Source organism: Bacillus solimangrovi (genome assembly GCF_001742425.1).
GTDB lineage: Bacteria > Bacillota > Bacilli > Bacillales > Bacillaceae_N > Bacillus_AV > Bacillus_AV solimangrovi.
Map to the genome: position 1 here is coordinate 1 of NZ_MJEH01000004.1, position 17,948 is coordinate 17,948.

23 protein-coding genes are annotated in these 17,948 nt (G+C 34.1%); 14 read left to right on the plus strand and 9 right to left on the minus strand.

Annotation, left to right across the window (positions count from 1 at the left end):
* The first annotated feature begins 212 nt into the window (after positions 1–212).
* Positions 213–569: a cupin domain-containing protein gene (locus BFG57_RS01620; RefSeq protein WP_069715719.1), complete on the plus strand. Its 357-nt coding sequence runs from the start codon at positions 213–215 to the stop codon at positions 567–569.
* Positions 570–761: 192 nt separating this feature from the next.
* Complete coding sequence (locus BFG57_RS01625; protein WP_069715720.1) at positions 762–1,652, plus strand: right-handed parallel beta-helix repeat-containing protein; 891 nt, start codon at positions 762–764, stop codon at positions 1,650–1,652.
* A 221-nt stretch (positions 1,653–1,873) separates the two neighbouring features.
* Here BFG57_RS01625 and BFG57_RS01630 read toward each other — a convergent pair whose 3' ends face one another.
* Positions 1,874–2,404, minus strand: coding sequence for a GNAT family N-acetyltransferase (locus BFG57_RS01630; protein WP_069715721.1), 531 nt, complete (start codon positions 2,402–2,404; stop codon positions 1,874–1,876).
* 295 nt (positions 2,405–2,699) lie between these two features.
* Here BFG57_RS01630 and BFG57_RS01635 point away from each other — a divergent pair, with 295 nt between their 5' ends.
* The 8 genes from BFG57_RS01635 to BFG57_RS01665 all read left to right on the plus strand — a co-directional run bounded on the left by BFG57_RS01635 (position 2,700) and on the right by BFG57_RS01665 (position 9,482).
* Entirely contained in the window at positions 2,700–3,173 is a 474-nt protein-coding gene (locus BFG57_RS01635) for an AraC family transcriptional regulator (protein ID WP_069715722.1), read from the plus strand.
* 87 nt (positions 3,174–3,260) lie between these two features.
* Positions 3,261–3,761 carry a DinB family protein gene (locus BFG57_RS01640; protein WP_069715723.1) on the plus strand — a complete coding sequence of 167 codons (501 nt, stop codon included), beginning with the start codon at positions 3,261–3,263 and terminating at the stop codon, positions 3,759–3,761.
* A 167-nt stretch (positions 3,762–3,928) separates the two neighbouring features.
* Positions 3,929–4,840, plus strand: a complete 912-nt coding sequence (locus BFG57_RS01645; protein WP_175428245.1) for a right-handed parallel beta-helix repeat-containing protein — start codon at positions 3,929–3,931, stop codon at positions 4,838–4,840.
* Positions 4,841–4,981: 141 nt separating this feature from the next.
* Entirely contained in the window at positions 4,982–5,920 is a 939-nt protein-coding gene (locus tag BFG57_RS01650; protein WP_069715725.1) for a NosD domain-containing protein, read from the plus strand.
* A 303-nt stretch (positions 5,921–6,223) separates the two neighbouring features.
* Positions 6,224–7,138, plus strand: coding sequence for a right-handed parallel beta-helix repeat-containing protein (locus tag BFG57_RS01655; protein ID WP_069715726.1), 915 nt, complete (start codon positions 6,224–6,226; stop codon positions 7,136–7,138).
* Positions 7,139–7,344: 206 nt separating this feature from the next.
* On the plus strand, positions 7,345–8,268 hold the full coding sequence (locus BFG57_RS01660) for a right-handed parallel beta-helix repeat-containing protein (RefSeq protein WP_069715727.1): 924 nt from the start codon (positions 7,345–7,347) through the stop codon (positions 8,266–8,268).
* 437 nt (positions 8,269–8,705) lie between these two features.
* Positions 8,706–8,879, plus strand: a complete 174-nt coding sequence (locus BFG57_RS18750) for a hypothetical protein (RefSeq protein ID WP_175428246.1) — start codon at positions 8,706–8,708, stop codon at positions 8,877–8,879.
* A 129-nt stretch (positions 8,880–9,008) separates the two neighbouring features.
* Complete coding sequence (locus tag BFG57_RS01665) at positions 9,009–9,482, plus strand: GNAT family N-acetyltransferase (protein WP_069715814.1); 474 nt, start codon at positions 9,009–9,011, stop codon at positions 9,480–9,482.
* Positions 9,483–9,530: 48 nt separating this feature from the next.
* Here BFG57_RS01665 and BFG57_RS01670 read toward each other — a convergent pair whose 3' ends face one another.
* The 7 genes from BFG57_RS01670 to BFG57_RS01700 form a co-directional block, all read right to left on the minus strand.
* Positions 9,531–10,067, minus strand: coding sequence for a GNAT family N-acetyltransferase (locus BFG57_RS01670; protein ID WP_069715728.1), 537 nt, complete (start codon positions 10,065–10,067; stop codon positions 9,531–9,533).
* A gap of 57 nt (positions 10,068–10,124) precedes the next feature.
* Positions 10,125–10,490: a YybH family protein gene (locus BFG57_RS01675; protein ID WP_069715729.1), complete on the minus strand. Its 366-nt coding sequence runs from the start codon at positions 10,488–10,490 to the stop codon at positions 10,125–10,127.
* 272 nt (positions 10,491–10,762) lie between these two features.
* Entirely contained in the window at positions 10,763–11,023 is a 261-nt protein-coding gene (locus BFG57_RS18220) for a hypothetical protein (RefSeq protein ID WP_139125033.1), read from the minus strand.
* 152 nt (positions 11,024–11,175) lie between these two features.
* On the minus strand, positions 11,176–11,397 hold the full coding sequence (locus BFG57_RS01685) for a hypothetical protein (protein ID WP_069715730.1): 222 nt from the start codon (positions 11,395–11,397) through the stop codon (positions 11,176–11,178).
* Positions 11,398–11,501: 104 nt separating this feature from the next.
* Positions 11,502–13,484, minus strand: a complete 1,983-nt coding sequence (locus tag BFG57_RS01690; protein ID WP_069715731.1) for a hypothetical protein — start codon at positions 13,482–13,484, stop codon at positions 11,502–11,504.
* Complete coding sequence (locus BFG57_RS01695) at positions 13,459–14,361, minus strand: ABC transporter ATP-binding protein (protein WP_069715732.1); 903 nt, start codon at positions 14,359–14,361, stop codon at positions 13,459–13,461. Before BFG57_RS01695 ends, BFG57_RS01690 begins: the two co-directional genes overlap by 26 nt.
* Positions 14,345–14,746: a GntR family transcriptional regulator gene (locus BFG57_RS01700; RefSeq protein WP_069715733.1), complete on the minus strand. Its 402-nt coding sequence runs from the start codon at positions 14,744–14,746 to the stop codon at positions 14,345–14,347. The genes BFG57_RS01695 and BFG57_RS01700 overlap by 17 nt, the downstream gene beginning before the upstream one ends.
* A 354-nt stretch (positions 14,747–15,100) precedes the next feature.
* Here BFG57_RS01700 and cutA point away from each other — a divergent pair, with 354 nt between their 5' ends.
* The 4 genes from cutA (at position 15,101) to BFG57_RS01720 (ending at position 17,357) form a co-directional block, all read left to right on the plus strand.
* Complete coding sequence (cutA, locus tag BFG57_RS01705) at positions 15,101–15,421, plus strand: divalent cation tolerance protein CutA (RefSeq protein WP_069715734.1); 321 nt, start codon at positions 15,101–15,103, stop codon at positions 15,419–15,421.
* Positions 15,422–15,536: 115 nt separating this feature from the next.
* A complete protein-coding gene (locus tag BFG57_RS01710; RefSeq protein WP_069715735.1) occupies positions 15,537–16,064 on the plus strand; it encodes a GNAT family N-acetyltransferase in 528 nt (175 codons plus the stop codon).
* 41 nt (positions 16,065–16,105) lie between these two features.
* On the plus strand, positions 16,106–16,723 hold the full coding sequence (locus BFG57_RS01715) for an NUDIX hydrolase (protein WP_069715736.1): 618 nt from the start codon (positions 16,106–16,108) through the stop codon (positions 16,721–16,723).
* 37 nt (positions 16,724–16,760) lie between these two features.
* The gene (locus BFG57_RS01720; protein WP_069715737.1) at positions 16,761–17,357 is read left to right on the plus strand and encodes a dienelactone hydrolase family protein; all 597 of its coding nucleotides are present in this window, start codon (positions 16,761–16,763) and stop codon (positions 17,355–17,357) included.
* Between the two features lie 93 nt (positions 17,358–17,450).
* Here the strand turns inward: BFG57_RS01720 and BFG57_RS01725 are convergent, their stop codons facing one another.
* Positions 17,451–17,912: a carboxymuconolactone decarboxylase family protein gene (locus BFG57_RS01725; RefSeq protein ID WP_069715738.1), complete on the minus strand. Its 462-nt coding sequence runs from the start codon at positions 17,910–17,912 to the stop codon at positions 17,451–17,453.
* Positions 17,913–17,948: the final 36 nt, after the last annotated feature.

Genomic DNA, 17,948 nt, shown 5'->3' on the forward strand with positions numbered 1-17,948 from the left:
CATCTCATTTTAAGATTCCTAAATTATTTATAGGTGCTCACGATGAGTTACGTTTGGGGATGGTAGTAGCAGGTTATTCACTGATTAAATCTTTCAATAAAGAATAATCAAGAAAGAAACTTCTTAATAATGATTAAAGGTAAGAAGAAAGCAGGGGATTCAGATCTTCTTGAAGTATAATTTATTACTCAAACTAGTTTAGGAGGTATGTTATGGAGGTTTATAATTTCAGTAAAAAAGAAGGAAAAAAGATTACTAAATTCGATTCTAATTTCATTATGTCTCGTATCATTCAAACTGAACAGAAAGCACATATCGGCTGTATGTACTTAGAGGAAAATGGTGTTGTAGGTTATCATCAAGCTCCTGTACCGCAACTGCTTCTTATTATGAATGGAGAAGGATACGTTCGTGGTGAAGAGGAAAAGTACTTCAAAGTTCAATCTGGAGATGCTGTCTTTTGGAAGAAAGGTGAATGGCATGAAACGAAAACAGGGCAAGGCTTGACTGCAATCGTGATTGAAAGTGAACAGCTAGATCCTTCATCTTTCATGTCTATACAGAAATAAAAATGTTTTTAACAATTGGTAGTTTTAAAGAAGGAAAAGGTTACCCAAAAAGCATGTTGAATAATAGGTTTCATGAAGAGAATTCAATAATTGGGAATAATTCAGCATACATTTTCAACCAAAGTACAAGCAACGTAAGTACATCTTTCATATGATTTAGTAACTAAGAATTTGCTGAAAGGTGTGTGTAAAATGGCAATACATGTAGTACCGACAGAGTTTGCAACGGTGCAAGAGGCAATAGATGCTGCTAATGCTGGTGATAGTATCCAAATACTTGCAGGGACGTTTGATGGATTTAATGTAACGAAGGAGCGACTGAAGTTATTTGGGTGTGGAATTGGAAAGACGATTATTGCAGGGAGTCCTTCTCCTGTTAGTAGTAACGGTATTGACGTGAATGCAGACCAAACTATATTTCAAGGGCTAACGGTTCAAGGATTTACTAATGATGGTATTAATGTGATATCAAATAACAATGTGATAAAAGAGGTTGATTCAAACCATAATGCTGATGATGGGCTTGAAATTGATGGTGAAAATAACTTAGTTATTAATTGCTTGGCTTCATTTAACGGTACTCATGGCTTTGATATTGACACGAATCATAATTCTATTATGCTCTGCAATAGTTTCCAAAATAAGGTTGAAGGTTTTGGTGTGGATGGGAATTTTAATAAATGTTTAAACAATCTTGCGAAAGAAAATGTCGATGACGGTTTCGATGTTGACGGGAATTTTAATACGTTATTTAGTAATACAGTGCGAAATAATGATAGGGGAATTGCTGCAGATGATGCGAACAACAACATCATTAATAATATGGTATGTGACAATCTCAGGATGGGAATCAGTGTAGATGATGACGAAAATATTATTGATTCCAACATTATAAGAAACAATGGCATCTCGGGAAGTGGTTCAGGTATCAAAGTCGAGGCTCTGGATTTCAATAACTCTATACGATTAAATAAATTAAAACTAAATGAGCCGTTTGATATACAAGTTGATGGAGGTGTTAATGATAACATCTTTGATGGAAATAAGTGTGATAGCAGCTTTCCACCTGAAATTTGTACTTAATTGGTAGTCCAAAACTCTTCTTAACAAGGAGAGTTTATTTTGAATTTGTAAAAGGTAATGGCGTTCCCGTACATAAAAAATGCTCCAATCTTGTGTAATAATTTGTTAATGATGATCTTATTAACAAGAGCAATTTATGTTTTGGCTATCGAAATTTTTTCGAGTTAAAACAGTTAAATGGAGCCAATATTTCAAAGAAATATTGGCTCATAAAATGAAAATTAATCGTCTTTTAATAATGAGTACATATTAATATCGACAAATTTTCCTTTAGATTTTTCATATTGTCTTAGTGTGCCTTCAAAAGTGAAATTTAATTTTTGTAAAACTTTTATCGAATTAATATTAGCTGGTTCGACTTTTGCTTCGACTCTATTTAGACCTAAGTTATTGAAAGCATGATCTAATAAAGAACGGATGGCTTCTGGAGCGTATCCATTCCCCCAAGCTGATTTAGCTATATCGTACCCTAATTCAGTTTTTGAATGTTCAAAGTCTAAGAAATTAAAGCCACAAGTACCAATTATCTTTTTAGTATCTTGTTCAATGATCGTGTAACGAGTAGCTTTGTTATCTTTGTCTAATTTATCAAGTAGTTCGATTATTTCAAGCGCTTGGCTTTCTTCAGTTAAACTATTGATATTCATGAATTTCGTAACGTCAGGGTCAGACCAAATGTGAAATAAGTTACGTGAATCTGACACGTTCATTTTCCTTAAATGTAACCTTTCAGTAAATAATTGCGAAATCAATACTTTCACCTCCATTATTGTTATATCGTTGGATTGAAAATATTGTTATCTGCGCATAGTTCAGTCCCTTCATTATATGGATAATTAAATTGTAGCACAGTTGGAAAAATATGCATAGAAAGAGGAAACAATGACAAAGCGAAAACTGTTAAACGATGCGAAAAAATCAGAGGGGATTCACAAATAAACATTGATTAGGTTTGAGAATTGTTATGAATAACAGCAGGGATTTCGATAATAATGGTAGAAATCTTAATAATATTAATCGATCCATCATAAAAAAGGGGGAGTGGTAATGAATCTAGAGATTAAGGAACTTCCTGATTATGAAGTAGCGTATGTGAGGCATGTAGGTAGTTACTCTGAAACTTCGAAGGCTTGGTCTGAACTGGCAAAATGGGCAAGTGAGAAGGGAATCTATGATACTCAATATTTCATCGGTATTTCACTAGATAATCCTCAGTTTGTCGATGAACATGCATGTCGCTATGACGCATGTATCACACTTCCAAAGGGATTCGAGAAGAATGATGAAGCTCCAGTAAATTATCAACACCTTAAAGGTGGCACATATGTAATGTACGAGTTTCGTGATACACTGGATAAGTTCAGTTTAGCTTATGAAGCGATTTTTGCGCAGTGGTTACCAACTAGTGAATATGAAATAGACAATAGACCTATTTTAGAGTTTTGCTTGAATAATCCAAATGCTGACCCTGAAGGAAAGGCAATTGTAGATTTGTATATTCCGATCAAAATAATAGCATAGCTAGAATTTGTTATTCTATTTTTCATTCTCTTATAATAGCTTAAAATGTGGACGATTATTATGTATGATAGATTAGGAGGAATTTAGATGTTTAGACAATTAGACGATTTTATGAAAGCATGGGAATATGAGGAGAGAGCAACAGCAAACGTGCTGAATCATCTTACAGATGAATCATTACATCAAGAAGTGGCAGAAGGGAACTGGTCGTTAGGGCGTATCGCTTGGCATATCGTTACATCGGTTAAAAACCTAAGCTCTCAAGTAGAGCTAGATTTTGAAGCACCAAGCGAAGATTGGATTGTACCTACTTCTGCAAAGGATATTGCGGAAGGTTTTGTAAATGCTTCGAAAGCATTTAAGGAAGCATTACAAACACAAGTGACAGATGAGATGTTATTAGAAGAGATAGACTTCTTCGGTCGTAATATGACAAAGGGCGTACTTCTTTCATACTTAATCAATCATCAAACACATCATCGTGGACAAATGACGATTTTAATGAGACAAGCTGAACTTGAAGTACCTGGAATTTATGGTCCATCGAAAAATGAATGGGCGAAGTATGGAATGGTAGCACCTAAATAATTAATAGATTTGAAAAAAGGTACGTTTCATTTGAAACGTACCTTTTTCTCGTTGCAATAATTAAGTCATTTGATTAATTTTCAATGTATGCCATAACGTACAAGCAAAGTAAACTATCCTCTCATATAATTTTAGTGATTCCTAAATTTAAAGAGGGAGTGATGATGATGGCAATACACGTAGTGCCGACAGATTTTCTGACGGTACAAGCGGCAATAGATGATGCCCTAACAAATGCTGGCGATAGCATTCAAATACTTGCAGGTACATTTGATGGCTTTAATGTTACAAAGGAACGATTGAAGATATTTGGTTGTGGGATAGGCAAAACGATAATAGCAGGGAACCCGTCACCTGCATCAGATGATGGGATTACAGTTAATGCTAATCAAACGATATTGAAAGGAGTTACAATTCAAGGATTTGCTGGTGATGGTATACAGATCAATACACTTAATAATGTACTAAAGGATATTGAGGTAAAATTCAATGGTGATGATGGCATTGACGTTGAAGGGGAGAATAATTTAGTTATAGATTGTTCTACATCAACTAACACTTTTGATGGATATGAATTAGATGCTGATCATAATTGTGTGATTAATTGCAGAAGTTTCAATAATGGGGACAACGGCATTGATATTGATAACGAAAATAATAAACTAATAAATTGTATTTCTACAGAAAATGATGATGACGGTTTCGATATTGACGGTGATTTTAATATTCTTTTCAGTAATGCATCATTGAAAAATGGGGATGTTGGGTTTGAAATTCAAAGTCAATCCAATAATACGCTTATTAATAACCGTTCATGTAACAATGTAGAAAGTGGAATAATCATAACTTCAAACTCGCAACAAAATATACTTGATTCCAATATCATCAGAAATAATGGAATTGATGATACTGGAGGTTCAGGAATTCTCATTGAAGATGACACACTCGATAATGTTATTCGGTTCAATAAATTAAAACTGAATGTACCTTATGATATTCAAGTTGAAGGAGGCGTGGCGAATAATATCTATGATGGGAATAAGTGTGAAGATAGTTTCCCGGATAACTTGTGTACGTGAAAACTCTCCAAATTTTTAGGAGAGTTTTTTTGTAGTAACTGAAAAATGTGACAGTCATACAATTCTTTCTAACGTACAAGCAAAAGTAATCTATCTTTCATATGATGTAGTAACTTTGAATTTAATGAGAGGTGTTGCAAAATGGCGATTCATATAGTACCGACAGACTTCCCTACGGTACAACAAGCGATAGATGATGCTGGAACTGTAGCAGGCGATAGTATTCAAATTCTAGCAGGTACGTTTGATGGATTTAACGTTAATAAACCAAGGTTGAAAATATTCGGTTGTGGAATAGGCAAAACGATTATAGCAGGGAATTCGTCACCTGCTGATACTGATGGGATTACAGTGAATGCTAATCAAACGATACTGAAGGGGTTTACAGTTCAAGGATTTATAGAGGGGTTTGATAGTGACGGTATTGAGGTGAATTCAAATAACAACATTTTGATAGAGATTGAGTCTAAGATGAATGATGCTGATGGTTTTGAAATTGATGGTGAGAGCAATTTCCTTATTGATTGTTCAGCTGTATTTAATGGAGCGGACGGATTCGATCTAGATACAAATCATCACTGTGTCATTAATTGTGAGAGCATTCGAAATGGCGACGAAGGTTTTGAAATTAATGGAGACTTCAACAAATTTATAAATAATATATCCAAAGAAGCTGATGCTGATGGATTTGATGTTGAAAATGGTAATTCAAATACGTTATTTCGAAATAAAGTATTGAATAATGGCAGTGATGGTATTGAAATGGATGATTCATCTAATAACAATAACATAATTGAAAATCTGGTATGTGGTAATGAACAAAGTGGGATTTTTCTAACAGCTGGTGATGATGAATTTACTGTTGAAAATGTTATTGATTCTAATATAGTACGAAACAATGGTACAGGAGGAATCGGATCGGGTATCTTAGTTCTAGATAATGCAGATGATAATATTATACGCTTCAATAAATTGAAGAACAATGTGCCATTTGATATTCAGGTTGTGGGTGATGTTATGGATAACACATTCGATGGGAATATTTGTGGGAATAGTTTTCCTGATGGTCTTTGTACTTAATTCAACAATTAGACTCTCCTACGTGTAGAGAGAGTTTTTTTGTCTTATTAGACAAATTAAGAGCATTTTTATCGTAGTAATCTGTACACCCTTATAAGTGTCTGTCATTACTTAACAGCTATAAGAACCTTAAAATAGACTGTCTATCATAGAATTATTAAGAAAAAATGTATGAAGAGTGTGCTTTTAATGTTTTGCTACGGTTGACTTGGTCAAACGTATATTTTTATATGAAGTACAAGCGAAGTGTACTAACTACACATATTATTTAGTATATTCATAATTTATAAGAGGGTGATAGTAATGGCGATACACGTAGTTCCCACTGACTTTCCTACCGTGCAACTTGCAATAGATGATCCTGGTACAAATCCTGGAGATTCGATACAGATTCTAGCAGGTACGTTTGATGGATTTGATGTAACGAAGGAAAGGTTGAAGATTTTTGGTTGTGGAATTGGCAAGACGATAATTTCAGGAAACCCGTCACCTGCTGCAAGCGATGGGATTACAGTGAATGCAGATCAAACAATTTTGAAGGGATTTACCATTCAAGGATTTACGGTAGGCGATGGTATTGAGGTAAATAATGATACGAATATTTTGGTAGAGATTGAGTCAAGGCTTAACAGTGGTGACGGTTATGAAATTGATGGAGAAAATAATTTAATTATAAATTGCTTTGCCTCATCGAATGTTGCGGATGGATTTGATATTGATACAGATCATCACTGTATTATCAATTGTGAAAGCACTAGAAGTGGTGAGGAGGGCTTTGATATTGATGGACAGAATAACAAAGTGATCAATAATATAGCTATAGAAAACGTTGATGACGGTATCGATCTAAATGATGACTTTAATATTGTATACGGCAATACAACAATAAAAAACGATCGAGGAATCGGTGTGGATGATGACAGTAATAGTGTCATTAATAATTTGGTCTGTAACAATCGGAGAATTGGAATTGGTGTAGGTAGTGGTGATGTAGAAGATACGAATAACGTAATCGATTCCAATATCGTTCGTAATAACGGCAAGGAATTGTCACAATCAGGTATACTTGTTAATGATGTAGCATTCGATAACATAATTAGATTTAATAAATTAAGACTGAACGAACCTTTTGATATTGAAGTAGAGGGAAATGTTGCTGATAATACGTATGATGGTAATAAGTGTGAAAGTAGCGACCCAATGAATTTGTGTACTTGATGCAAGTAAGAACTCTCCTACGTTTAAGGAGAGTTTTTTTGTCGTATCTGATGAATAAGATCTTCTTTTTACACAGTCAGCTGTACATTTTTATGTTTTGCTACGGTTGCTTTGGTCAAACGTATATTTCTATATGAAGTACAAGCGAAGGGTACTTAGTCTACATATAATTTAATATATTTAAAATTTATAAGAAGGTGATAATGATGACGATACACGTTGTACCTACTGATTTTCCTACCGTGCAGCTTGCAATAGATGATCCTGGTACAAATCCTGGAGATTCGATACAGATTCTAGCAGGTACGTTTGATGGATTTGATGTAACGAAGGAAAGGTTGAAGATTTTTGGTTGTGGGATTGGTAAAACGATAATTTCAGGCAACCCGTCATTTGGAACAAATGATGGGATTACAGTAAATGCGAATCAAACGATACTAAAAGGATTTACAGTTCAAGGATTTACAACAGGAATTGATAGTAACGGAATAAATGTTAACTCAAATAACAACATCTTGGAAGAAGTTGAATCAAAACTTAATGGTGATGACGGTTATGAAATTGATGGTGAAAATAATCTAATTATAAACTGTTTTGCTTCATTTAATAGTGGAGATGGATTTGATATAAATACCATTCATCATTGTATTATTAACTGTGAGAGCATTAAAAATAGTATTGAGGGATTTGAGATTGATGGAGATAGTAACCGATTTATAAACAATACTTCTATTGAAAATGTTGATGACGGATTCGATATAGATGGAGACTTCAATATTTTGTTTGGTAACACAGCAATTAAAAATGATCGAGGAATTGGTATTGATGATGACGGAAATAATGTCATTAATAATTTGGTATGTAATAATCTAAGTGTTGGAATTAGTACTGGGGTAGAAGACTTTCAAGACTTGAATAACGTAATCGATTCGAATATCGTTCGTAATAACGGTGCTGAAGGCTTAGGATCAGGAATTTTTATTGGAGATACTGCGTTTGATAACACGATCAGGTTCAATAAGTTAAAACTGAACGAACCATTTGATATTCAAGTAGAGGGAAATCCGATGGATAATACGTATGATGGAAACAAATGTGAAAGTAGCGACCCAATGAATTTGTGTACATGATGATGCTAATTTGACTCTCCTATATTTAAGGAGAGTTTTTGCTGTAGTAGGTGTATGATACGTTAAATAATGGTTTATTATTGCTCTTGTTATCAATCATGCTAAAAATCTAAAATATTAATTTTTTTATAAATATAATTCCTTTAATGAAGAAACCACCAATTAGAAAAAATAGACTGAACAGCACAAAGCCATATATAAAGCCTTTCCACATTGCCCATACATCTAAAAACAAATTTTTAAAAAAGTCGAAAATCCTATGCAAGTTCATATCCCCCTCATAGTAAGAGTTGAGGTTTCTTAATACATCCAAATAAAACGTATATTTCCATTTTTACAAATGATAGTATACCATAGTTGATAGGATAGTAGTTATGAAACCATATATGAAAAGGTGACTTAAACGCTAGCCTTTAATTGATGAGGAGGTAGTAACCATGATTTCAACAGTAATGTTTTTTAATACGGTCTTTCAAATTGCGGGGATTTTTATGATTATCCTAGGGCTTTGGGAACTAAGAATAGGAATTAATCGCAAGAAGTACATTCAACTTATGACGGCTGGTTTATTATTAATATTTATTGTTCCCATCGTAACAATTATATTTTAAGTCGTATATGAGGTAACTGAAGCGTATTCATTTGATTTAACTTGATATGTTTGAGGAAAGAATTTTCTCATACGAGTCTTGTAACATTATAGATGCAGTTATTCATTTTATATAGGAGCGGATAAAATGATCAATATTCGAACAGCCAAAAGTACAGATTACGAAGTCATCTCACCTGTAATAAATGAATGGTGGGGAGGAAGGCAAATGGCGCAAATGTTGCCTAAGCTCTTTTTTGTTCATTTTAACAATACAAGTTTTATCGCAGAGAAAGATGGGAAGGTTGTCGGTTTCTTAATTGGTTTTTTATCACAAACATACGCAGATGATGCATATATCCATTTCGTTGGTGTTCACCCTGAACATCGGAAACATAATGTAGGTAAACGACTCTATACTGAATTTTTCAACGTTGTAAAAGAATATGAGAGAAAGTTTGTTCGTGCGATTACATCTCCAGTTAATCAAGGATCAATTGCCTATCATACGAAGATGGGATTTGAAATTGTAAAAGGTGATCGTGAAGTTAATGGTGTATCGGTTCATACGAATTACGATGGTTTAGGTCAAGATAGAGTGTTGTTTGTCAAGGAAATGATGTGAAGATTCAATCAGTGGGAGCTAACCGTCCTCACTGATTGTTTGTATTTCTTAATCATTTGGATTGATAATGGCTAGCATTTGATGATCTTCCCATTTTCCATTTATTTTGACACTTTGCTTTGCAATGCCTTCCTTATGAAAGCCTACTTTTTCTAATACTCGAATCGAACCGATATTGTGTGGCATCACACCAGCTTCAATACGATGCAAATGTAACTCCTCAAAAGCATAGTTCACGACTAACTGTGCTGCTTCGGTTGTATAACCTTTTCCATTCTGAGCTTTGTCTAAGAAATAACCGATAAAAGCACTTTGAAGAGAGCCACGTTGAATTTGGAATAAATCAATCGTACCGATTAGTTGATCACTGTGCTTGAATATACCAAATTGGTACGAAACATCTTGTTCTGCATATTTTTCATTGTTTATAATTAATTCTTCTTGCTTGTTCAACGTATAAAAATCAGTAGATCTTTCAAATGAAAATTGTTCAAAAAACGCACGATTTCGCTCTTGTAATTGAAGTCTTTCTGCTGCATCTGCAAGTTTAAAAGGTCTTAAGTAAATATTCTCCCCACGTAACAATTCGATCATCTCCCTTTTAATATAAAGGCATATATATTGGAATAACTGCTACTCAAATCAGTTTCGTTTTGGAAGTGGACTTAAGTGCTCATGAATGAGAAGCCATTGATCCGATTCTTTGACGAATACATTTGTCGCTCTGCCACGTCCACTCGTATATTCTCCATTGTAGTATCCTTCATAGAAATACGTATACGTGCATGTAGCGGAATTGCTTTCTGTATAGAGCCATTTTACATCATGTGCTTCATAGTTCTCATCTTTTATTACTGTCCAAGCTTTTTCAAAGTATAATTGAATTTCTTCGAGAGTCGTACACGTCTTATCTGTGAAAAAGTAGGTTGCGTTAGGGTGAAGTAATTTTCTAACTTCATCAAAATTGTGCGTGTTCGTCGCTTTTATGTAGTTGTTCAACACTTCCATAATGAATCTCCCCAGTCCATTTATTATAGAAAAGTTTACCATATACATGTTAGTAGAGGTAGAAGATGTGGTGAAATGTAAACATTGAAATCAGAAGGTGAACCTAGTGCTGTAGTTTGTTATGAATTACGATATGAGCTCTATCTAGGAACCACCTGAGTGTGATTGATAGGATATAAAGATAAAAAGACGTCTTATGTAGCTTAAACAACACTATGCATAACACGCCTTTTAAATGAAATTAATTAGCAATAAAAAGGGGAATTATCCTTCTACCAAGTTAGCCATCCACTTGTCTTCACATGTTTCGTCAATTTATCGTATTTACCTTCTCGCATTAATTGCTTGCATTTTGAGCGATAATGCCTTCTATCTTCTTTTTTTACATGGCTACATTCTTTATCGTAGCTGAAATATTTATCAGTATGACGAAAATTTTTAAGCTTTTCTTTTTTTGGATCTTTAAGCTTTTCTGAACAATAATACAAACGATTCTTTATTTTGTCTTCGACTGCTATTTCCCAACATAACATTTCATTTTTGTCAAAATTCAACTTCATCCCTAGTACGACAATATATAATTTACTTTTCTCAAAGTAGATATTATCAGTACTTAGATAAAACCACTTGTGAAAGTCAGCATACAAGCCCCCTTTCGAATAGAAGAATGGTTATCTAATTTGTATTATAACTCTGTAGCAAGAAATTCTGTCAATTCATTAACTTCTTTGCTTATTTCCTTATAAAGAGTCCAATGAAGATAATGATGCCCCTGTAATGCAACAACCTTACTAGCGGGAGAATTAGTTAACTGTGTTTTATAAAAAGACACATTATTTTTACCATCCTCTGTTACCGTTTTCTTCTTTAGTTTAGAAATCTGGCTTTTAAAAAGAAAGAATGTCATCCAAAGTTTTTCTTTTCCTTTGGAGACACCCTTTTGTTGTATTATGTTTAAAGGTTTTATTAATATTTTGATTGAGTAGGGGGGTGGTTGTGAATCAGATAACCTTATTCTAATGCTTTTTTAATAGAATCTGGCACATGAGTTTCATCCAGTTGTTCAGTGAATGATCGCCCGCTTTTCAGAGTAACCAGAATTACGTATTTTCCATATCCATAATGAGAATGATTTAATAATTGTTCCATTTGAGTAGTTTCTGTAATTTTAATGACTTTGTCTTTATCTGTAATCTCATCAAACTTTTTATCTGAATCATAAAATTCCTCTTCAGTTTGATTGATTTGTGCAATCTCCAGCTTCACGATATCGTTCGCCATAACTCTAACTTGTTCAAGATATCCGTTGTCTTTCATCCAATTTTCAATACCTTTATACCTTTTATCCCAATCGTAATGCCTTGAATAATCATAATCGACATTACCATCATCAATAACTGTAATCTCAAAATCCCCCCATTCGGGTCGAGATGCAATCATATCTTCATATTTCAGAGAAAGAATATCTTGTCTCAATAGTTTTTTAAATTCATTAATTTTTTCAAGGTCATAAATATTAAGCTCTTTATCAACATGACGACCAGACAAACGCAATAATCCTATATTTTTATCCAGGAGATCGAAATTAAAATCGTTTCTCTTGTAAATTTCTGATTCATAAATAGGTTTTAACTCAGTCGCAACTACAGTTAAAGGAGTAACATATTCTCTTGCTACCATGCTTCCATCCTCAAGTTCATACACGATAGTTGAACGTTCAAGGTCACGGTATCCAAATTCCTCTTCATTAAATTCAGTTTTTTCATTAACAATCTTGTGATGAAGACTGAGAATATCGTTAATATACTGTTCGTCTGAATGAAATGGGTTTTCTCCTTCTTCAAGTTTCTCTTTAAACCTATATACATTAGAACCATAGTATACATTTTTCACTTCTGCAGTCTCTGGTATCTTCGTTTCATAACCGAACACATCAACTTTGATTGCAACAACTACTACTGCAATAACAAGCCCATAACCGACGATATCGATGAGCATTCTAGCTTTAAATACACGCCACGACTTCTCAAGTACCATTACAGCGACAAGATAACCAATTATTGTTCCGGCAATATATCCAAACACAACCCAAGCGGTACTAATATCCTGTTGAGAGAAATAAACTGCTGAAAGAAGCATTGTACAAAAAGTCACACCGTATTTAAAAATAGGTTTTAAGGCTTTAAATGTTAACACTTGCCCTACCGCTTCAAGAGGGCGAACCTTATACAATAACCAGCCTGCAATAAACAGAATGACTGTAAGTATGATATAAATGATAATCTCAGTGTGTGAGTATGGATTGTTCTTATCATAAAGTTCTACAAACTGAACTAACGGAGACCATTTTATAGCTGTATCTTCAACTAAAAACCTTGTTGAAAAACCATAGAGCATATTGTTAAGTAACTCAGCAATTAAAATAAGTAAACCCATAGGAAGCATCAATACTATATAAGTTATGATACCTTGTGCAACGGAAATACCGGATAACATTCCTACAAATACAGAACATGCAAACAGAAATACCGTTAACAATGTTACAATTCCTGTCCATAATAGAAGTTCTCCAAATGTAAAGTTTTCACCAAAAGAGATCGTTCCTCTAACTGCCCAAGTAACGACAGAAGTGATAAGCACAGGAATTATGAGCATAAGCATCCCACTAATAACATGGTTGATGTAAAGACTTCCACGTTTTATTGGAAGACTATGCACCATAACGGATGAATCCTTCGTTTGTAAATAACGAAACAGAAATATCCCTGCTAAGATTGGTACAGTATATAAGAAAATTATTAGGACTTCTAATCCGATATCAAAAAATGTTTCGATACGTTCTGCGATATTAGTTGGTGGATCACTATCGATCATGATCATTTGTAACGGTAGAGAAAATAGTAAACCTAATAAATAAATAATACTAAGCCAGCCGTGTTGTTTGAAATCCTGCTTAATAATTCCTAGATTAAATAAGGATATGTTCGACTTCATAACCGACATCCCCCATTTCATAAATAAAAATTTCTTCTAACGTTAATGGCAATAAATCGAATACGATTGGTTTGAATGATTGAATGTGTTCCTTAATTTCATGTTCATTCCCTCTAACGACAAAGAGATGCACACTTCCACGTTGGTCTTTATGTAAAACTTGTAAACTCTTAATTGCTTCTTCTTCATCTATGTCTTCTTGGAAGGCAACCTGAACTTTGTGTGTATCAGCTTTTAAGTCGTCGATATCTTTTTCAATGACAATCTTACCTTTATGCATAATACCAACGTGGTCACAAATATCCTCGATTTCTCTTAAGTTATGAGAAGAGATAATGACGGTCATGTTTCGTTCGGCAGTATCTTGGAATAGTAGATTCTTAATCTTTTGGCGCATGACAGGGTCCAAACCGTCAATTGGTTCATCAAGAATTAATACATCGGGCATAGCAGATAGAGCTAACCAGAACGCAACTTGCCTCTGCATGCCTTTTGACAAGCGATGCACCTTTTTGTTGACGTCAATCCCGAATACTTGTTGTAATCGTTCGAATCGTTCTTGATTCCACTTTTTATAAAAGTATCGATAATAGATTGCCATCTGTTTAATCGTTGATTGAGGTAGAAAATAGAGAGCATCAGGAATGAAGATGACACGTTGTTTAAGATTCGGATTTTCAAACACATTTTCGCCATCAATTTGAAGTGAGCCTTTATCAGGATAATAAATGCCGGATAACATTTTTAGCAACGTTGTTTTACCAGCACCATTGGAACCGAGTAGGCCATAGATAGCACCTGTCTTAATTGATAAATTCAATTGACTTACGGCATCTTCACGCTCAAATTTCTTCCATACGTCATGAATCTCGATCATCGTTCTCATCTCCTCCTTCCATCTTCTGCTTCGCTTCTTCATATAACGTAAGCAAGTCTTCCTTTGTTAATCCAAGATAGACAGCTTCTGATATTAACTTCAACAATTGTGATTTCACCTCATTTAATTTCATTTCATTATGCATGACCTCAACAGGTGCAACAAAACTACCTTTTCCTTGAATCGAATATAGGTATCCTTGTTGTTCCAACTCTCGATATGCTTTTTGAATTGTATTGGGGTTAATCGTTAGTTGCTTCGCTAACATTCGAACAGATGGTAACTTCTCATCAGGTTGTAACACTTGATTAATGATTAGCTCTTTGATTCTGTCAACGAGCTGTTCATAGATTGCTTTTCGACTACGAATATCTAATTCAAACATTTTTAACCTCCTTATTAATGTTTGATGTGTGTTGACTGTGTTGTATATCTTAATACAGTTGAATTATATCTTATAAATGAAAAATTTGTAAAGGGTATATTTAGAAAAAGTTACTAACTTTTCAATTTGTCATGTGTGACTAAATACAAAGTACTATCTAATCATTTTGTTTTGGATGTAACTCATCATGGACTGAACAAACTTCTAATCTATCAATTTTTGTTGAATAAACTAACAATTTATTGATATTATTTAAAAAAATTGCTAGTTATCTAACCGTTTGATGTTGACTTCATTTGTAATAGGTTGGCCAGATGAGTAGACAAACTAACGTAATTAGTAAGGAGATTATAAATGAATTGTAAATATGTAAAGGTAGAAGTGCTTATTCCAGAAGTGTTCATTGATGAATTACGAACCGAATTGAATAACATCGGTGTTCTTAAAATAGGCTTGTATGACAATGTAATGTCATATTCCGAAGTAAAAGGATATTGGAGACCTTTAGAGGGAGCAACTCCATTTGATGGAGAAGTAGGAGAAATTTCAACAGGTACAGAATGTAAGGTAGAATTCCATTGTCTATATGAAGAAATCAATAACGTTAAGAAAGTTATTAATGACATTCACCCATATGAAGTACCTGTTGTGTATGTAATACCTTTATTAGATTGATAGTCGAACAACTATTTTCATTTAAAGTACAAGAAAAGTAAGTCGATTTTTCATATGATAGTGTAAATCACTATGTAATGAGAACTAAATAGATGATTCGATTAAGGGGGATAATATGTTTCCAACACTCAATACGAAAAGGCTCTTGTTAAGAGAAATTGTCAATGACGATGTGCAAGATGTATACAATGTTTTTGCTAATGAGAATGTGACAAGATTCTATGGACAAGAGCCACTAACAAGCCTTGACCAAGCTAAACAATTTATTGAGTTTTTTGCTCAGAGTTATAATGACAAACGGGGCATACGATGGGGCATTGAGTTGAAGGAAGAAGAGAAATTAATTGGAACAATTGGATTTAACGCATTATCCCTTAAGCATAAACGAGCTGAAATCGGTTATGAGCTTCACCCTGATTATTGGCGAAGAGGTTATGCAACGGAAGCAGCTTCAGAAGTAATGTCATATGGGTTCAATAAACTATATCTAAATCGAATTGGTGCTATCGTCTTTTTAGAGAATACGACCTCAAGTAATTTATTAACAAAACTAGGGTTTGAGAAAGAGGGAGTTCTTAGAAATTACATGTGTCAAAATGATCGGTCCTATGACGTTAACATGTTCTCAATTTTAAAACCTTAATTAAGTATAGAAAATATGGATGAGGGATGGGAGGTGACTTTATGAGTCATAAATGGTTAGAGTGGGCAAAGCAAATCCAAAGCATTTCACAAGCAGGCTTAGCATTCTCAAAAGATTTATACGATCTTGAACGGTATGAGACATTACGGAAAATAAGTGTTGAAATACTAGCTGAGTATACTGATTTGAAAATGGAGAAGATACAGCATCTCTTTGCGAATGAATCAGGTTATCAAACTCCGAAAGTAGATGTCCGAGGTGTCGTGTTTAAGGAAGACAAGATATTACTTGTAAAAGAAGAGCACGATCAGAAATGGGCATTACCTGGGGGGTTTTGTGACATCGGCTTGTCGCCTTCTGAAAATGTAGTGAAAGAAGTAAAGGAAGAAGCAGGTTATGATGTTGTTGTAAAGAGGCTGCTTGCAGTATTTGACTATCATAAACACCCACATCCACCTCAAGCCTATCATTATTATAAATTATTCATTTTATGTGAGATTTATGGGGGCAATGCCGCAACAGGTATCGAAACGAATGATGTTAATTTCTTCGATAGAGATAATTTGCCACCGCTATCACGCATGAGAAATACAGAGTCACAAATACAATTAATGTTTGAGTTTCTTAATCACCCTAACAAAGAAGTCATATTGGATTAAGTACTTACCGATATGGCTTTAATATAAAGGAGCAAAGATGATTTCAATAAAAAATAACCATAATACTGTTGTTGTCGTCGTTCACGAAATCTATGGAGTCAATGATCATATGATAGACGTTTGTAAAAGGTTAGCTGATCACAATGTTGATGTACTCTGTCCTAATCTTTTACAAGTAGATAAACCGTACAATTATTCACAAGAGAGTATCGCTTATACGAATTTTATAGAAAATGTTGGAATTGAGATTGCTAAAAATAAGCTGAAACCAATCTTGTTCGATTTGAAAGACAAGTACGATAAAGTATTTGTACTTGGGTACAGTGTAGGGGCAACGATTGCTTGGTTGTGTAGTAATGAAGCTGTTGTAGATGGTGTAGTTGCTTACTATGGTTCAAGAATTCGAGATTATGTACAACAATTGCCGCTTTCTCCTACATTATTGTTTTTCCCACAAATAGAAACCTCATTTGACGTTGATCAACTAGTCGAAACATTAAGTAATAAAGAGCATGTTTACATAAGAAAGATGGAAGGTAATCACGGGTTTAGCAATCCTTACTCTAATTCATATCATCAACAGTCAGCACAAGATTCATGGGATGAGACGTTAAAGTTTTTCGCTAAAATATGATTTTGGAGTAATCCCCTTGTATTCAATATGAATACAAGGAGATGGGTTGTTTGAAGTGCTTACGTTGTTGCTGATACTACAAAATAGCTTACTTTATTGTTGAGTCACTGGTTTGTATTGTCCAGGCACATTACTGACTGAAATGGCTAAGCGATTCCAACTATTGATCGTGTTGATTAGCACGATAAGATCGACAAATTGTTTTTCGTCAAAATGTTTTCGAACAAATTCATATACATGATTAGGGACACCATTTGTTGAGATAGAAGTGACTGCTTCTGTTAATTCTAGTGCCGCTCGTTCTGCATCATTATAGAATGGCGATTCACGCCATGCATTCAAACAATATATTCTTTGCTCAGTCTCACCAATTGCTCGCGCATCCTTCGTATGCATATCTAAGCAATAAGCACATTTGTTAATTTGTGAGCTACGGATTTTAATAAGTTCAATTAACTTCGGATCAAAACCTGTTGTGTTCTTGTATTCTTCGAATTGTAGCATTAATTTAACAGCTTCAGGAGCTGTTTGGTAAAGGTTAATACGTTCTTTCATTTCAATCTCCTCCATTAAGTAATATTGCTTTCACTA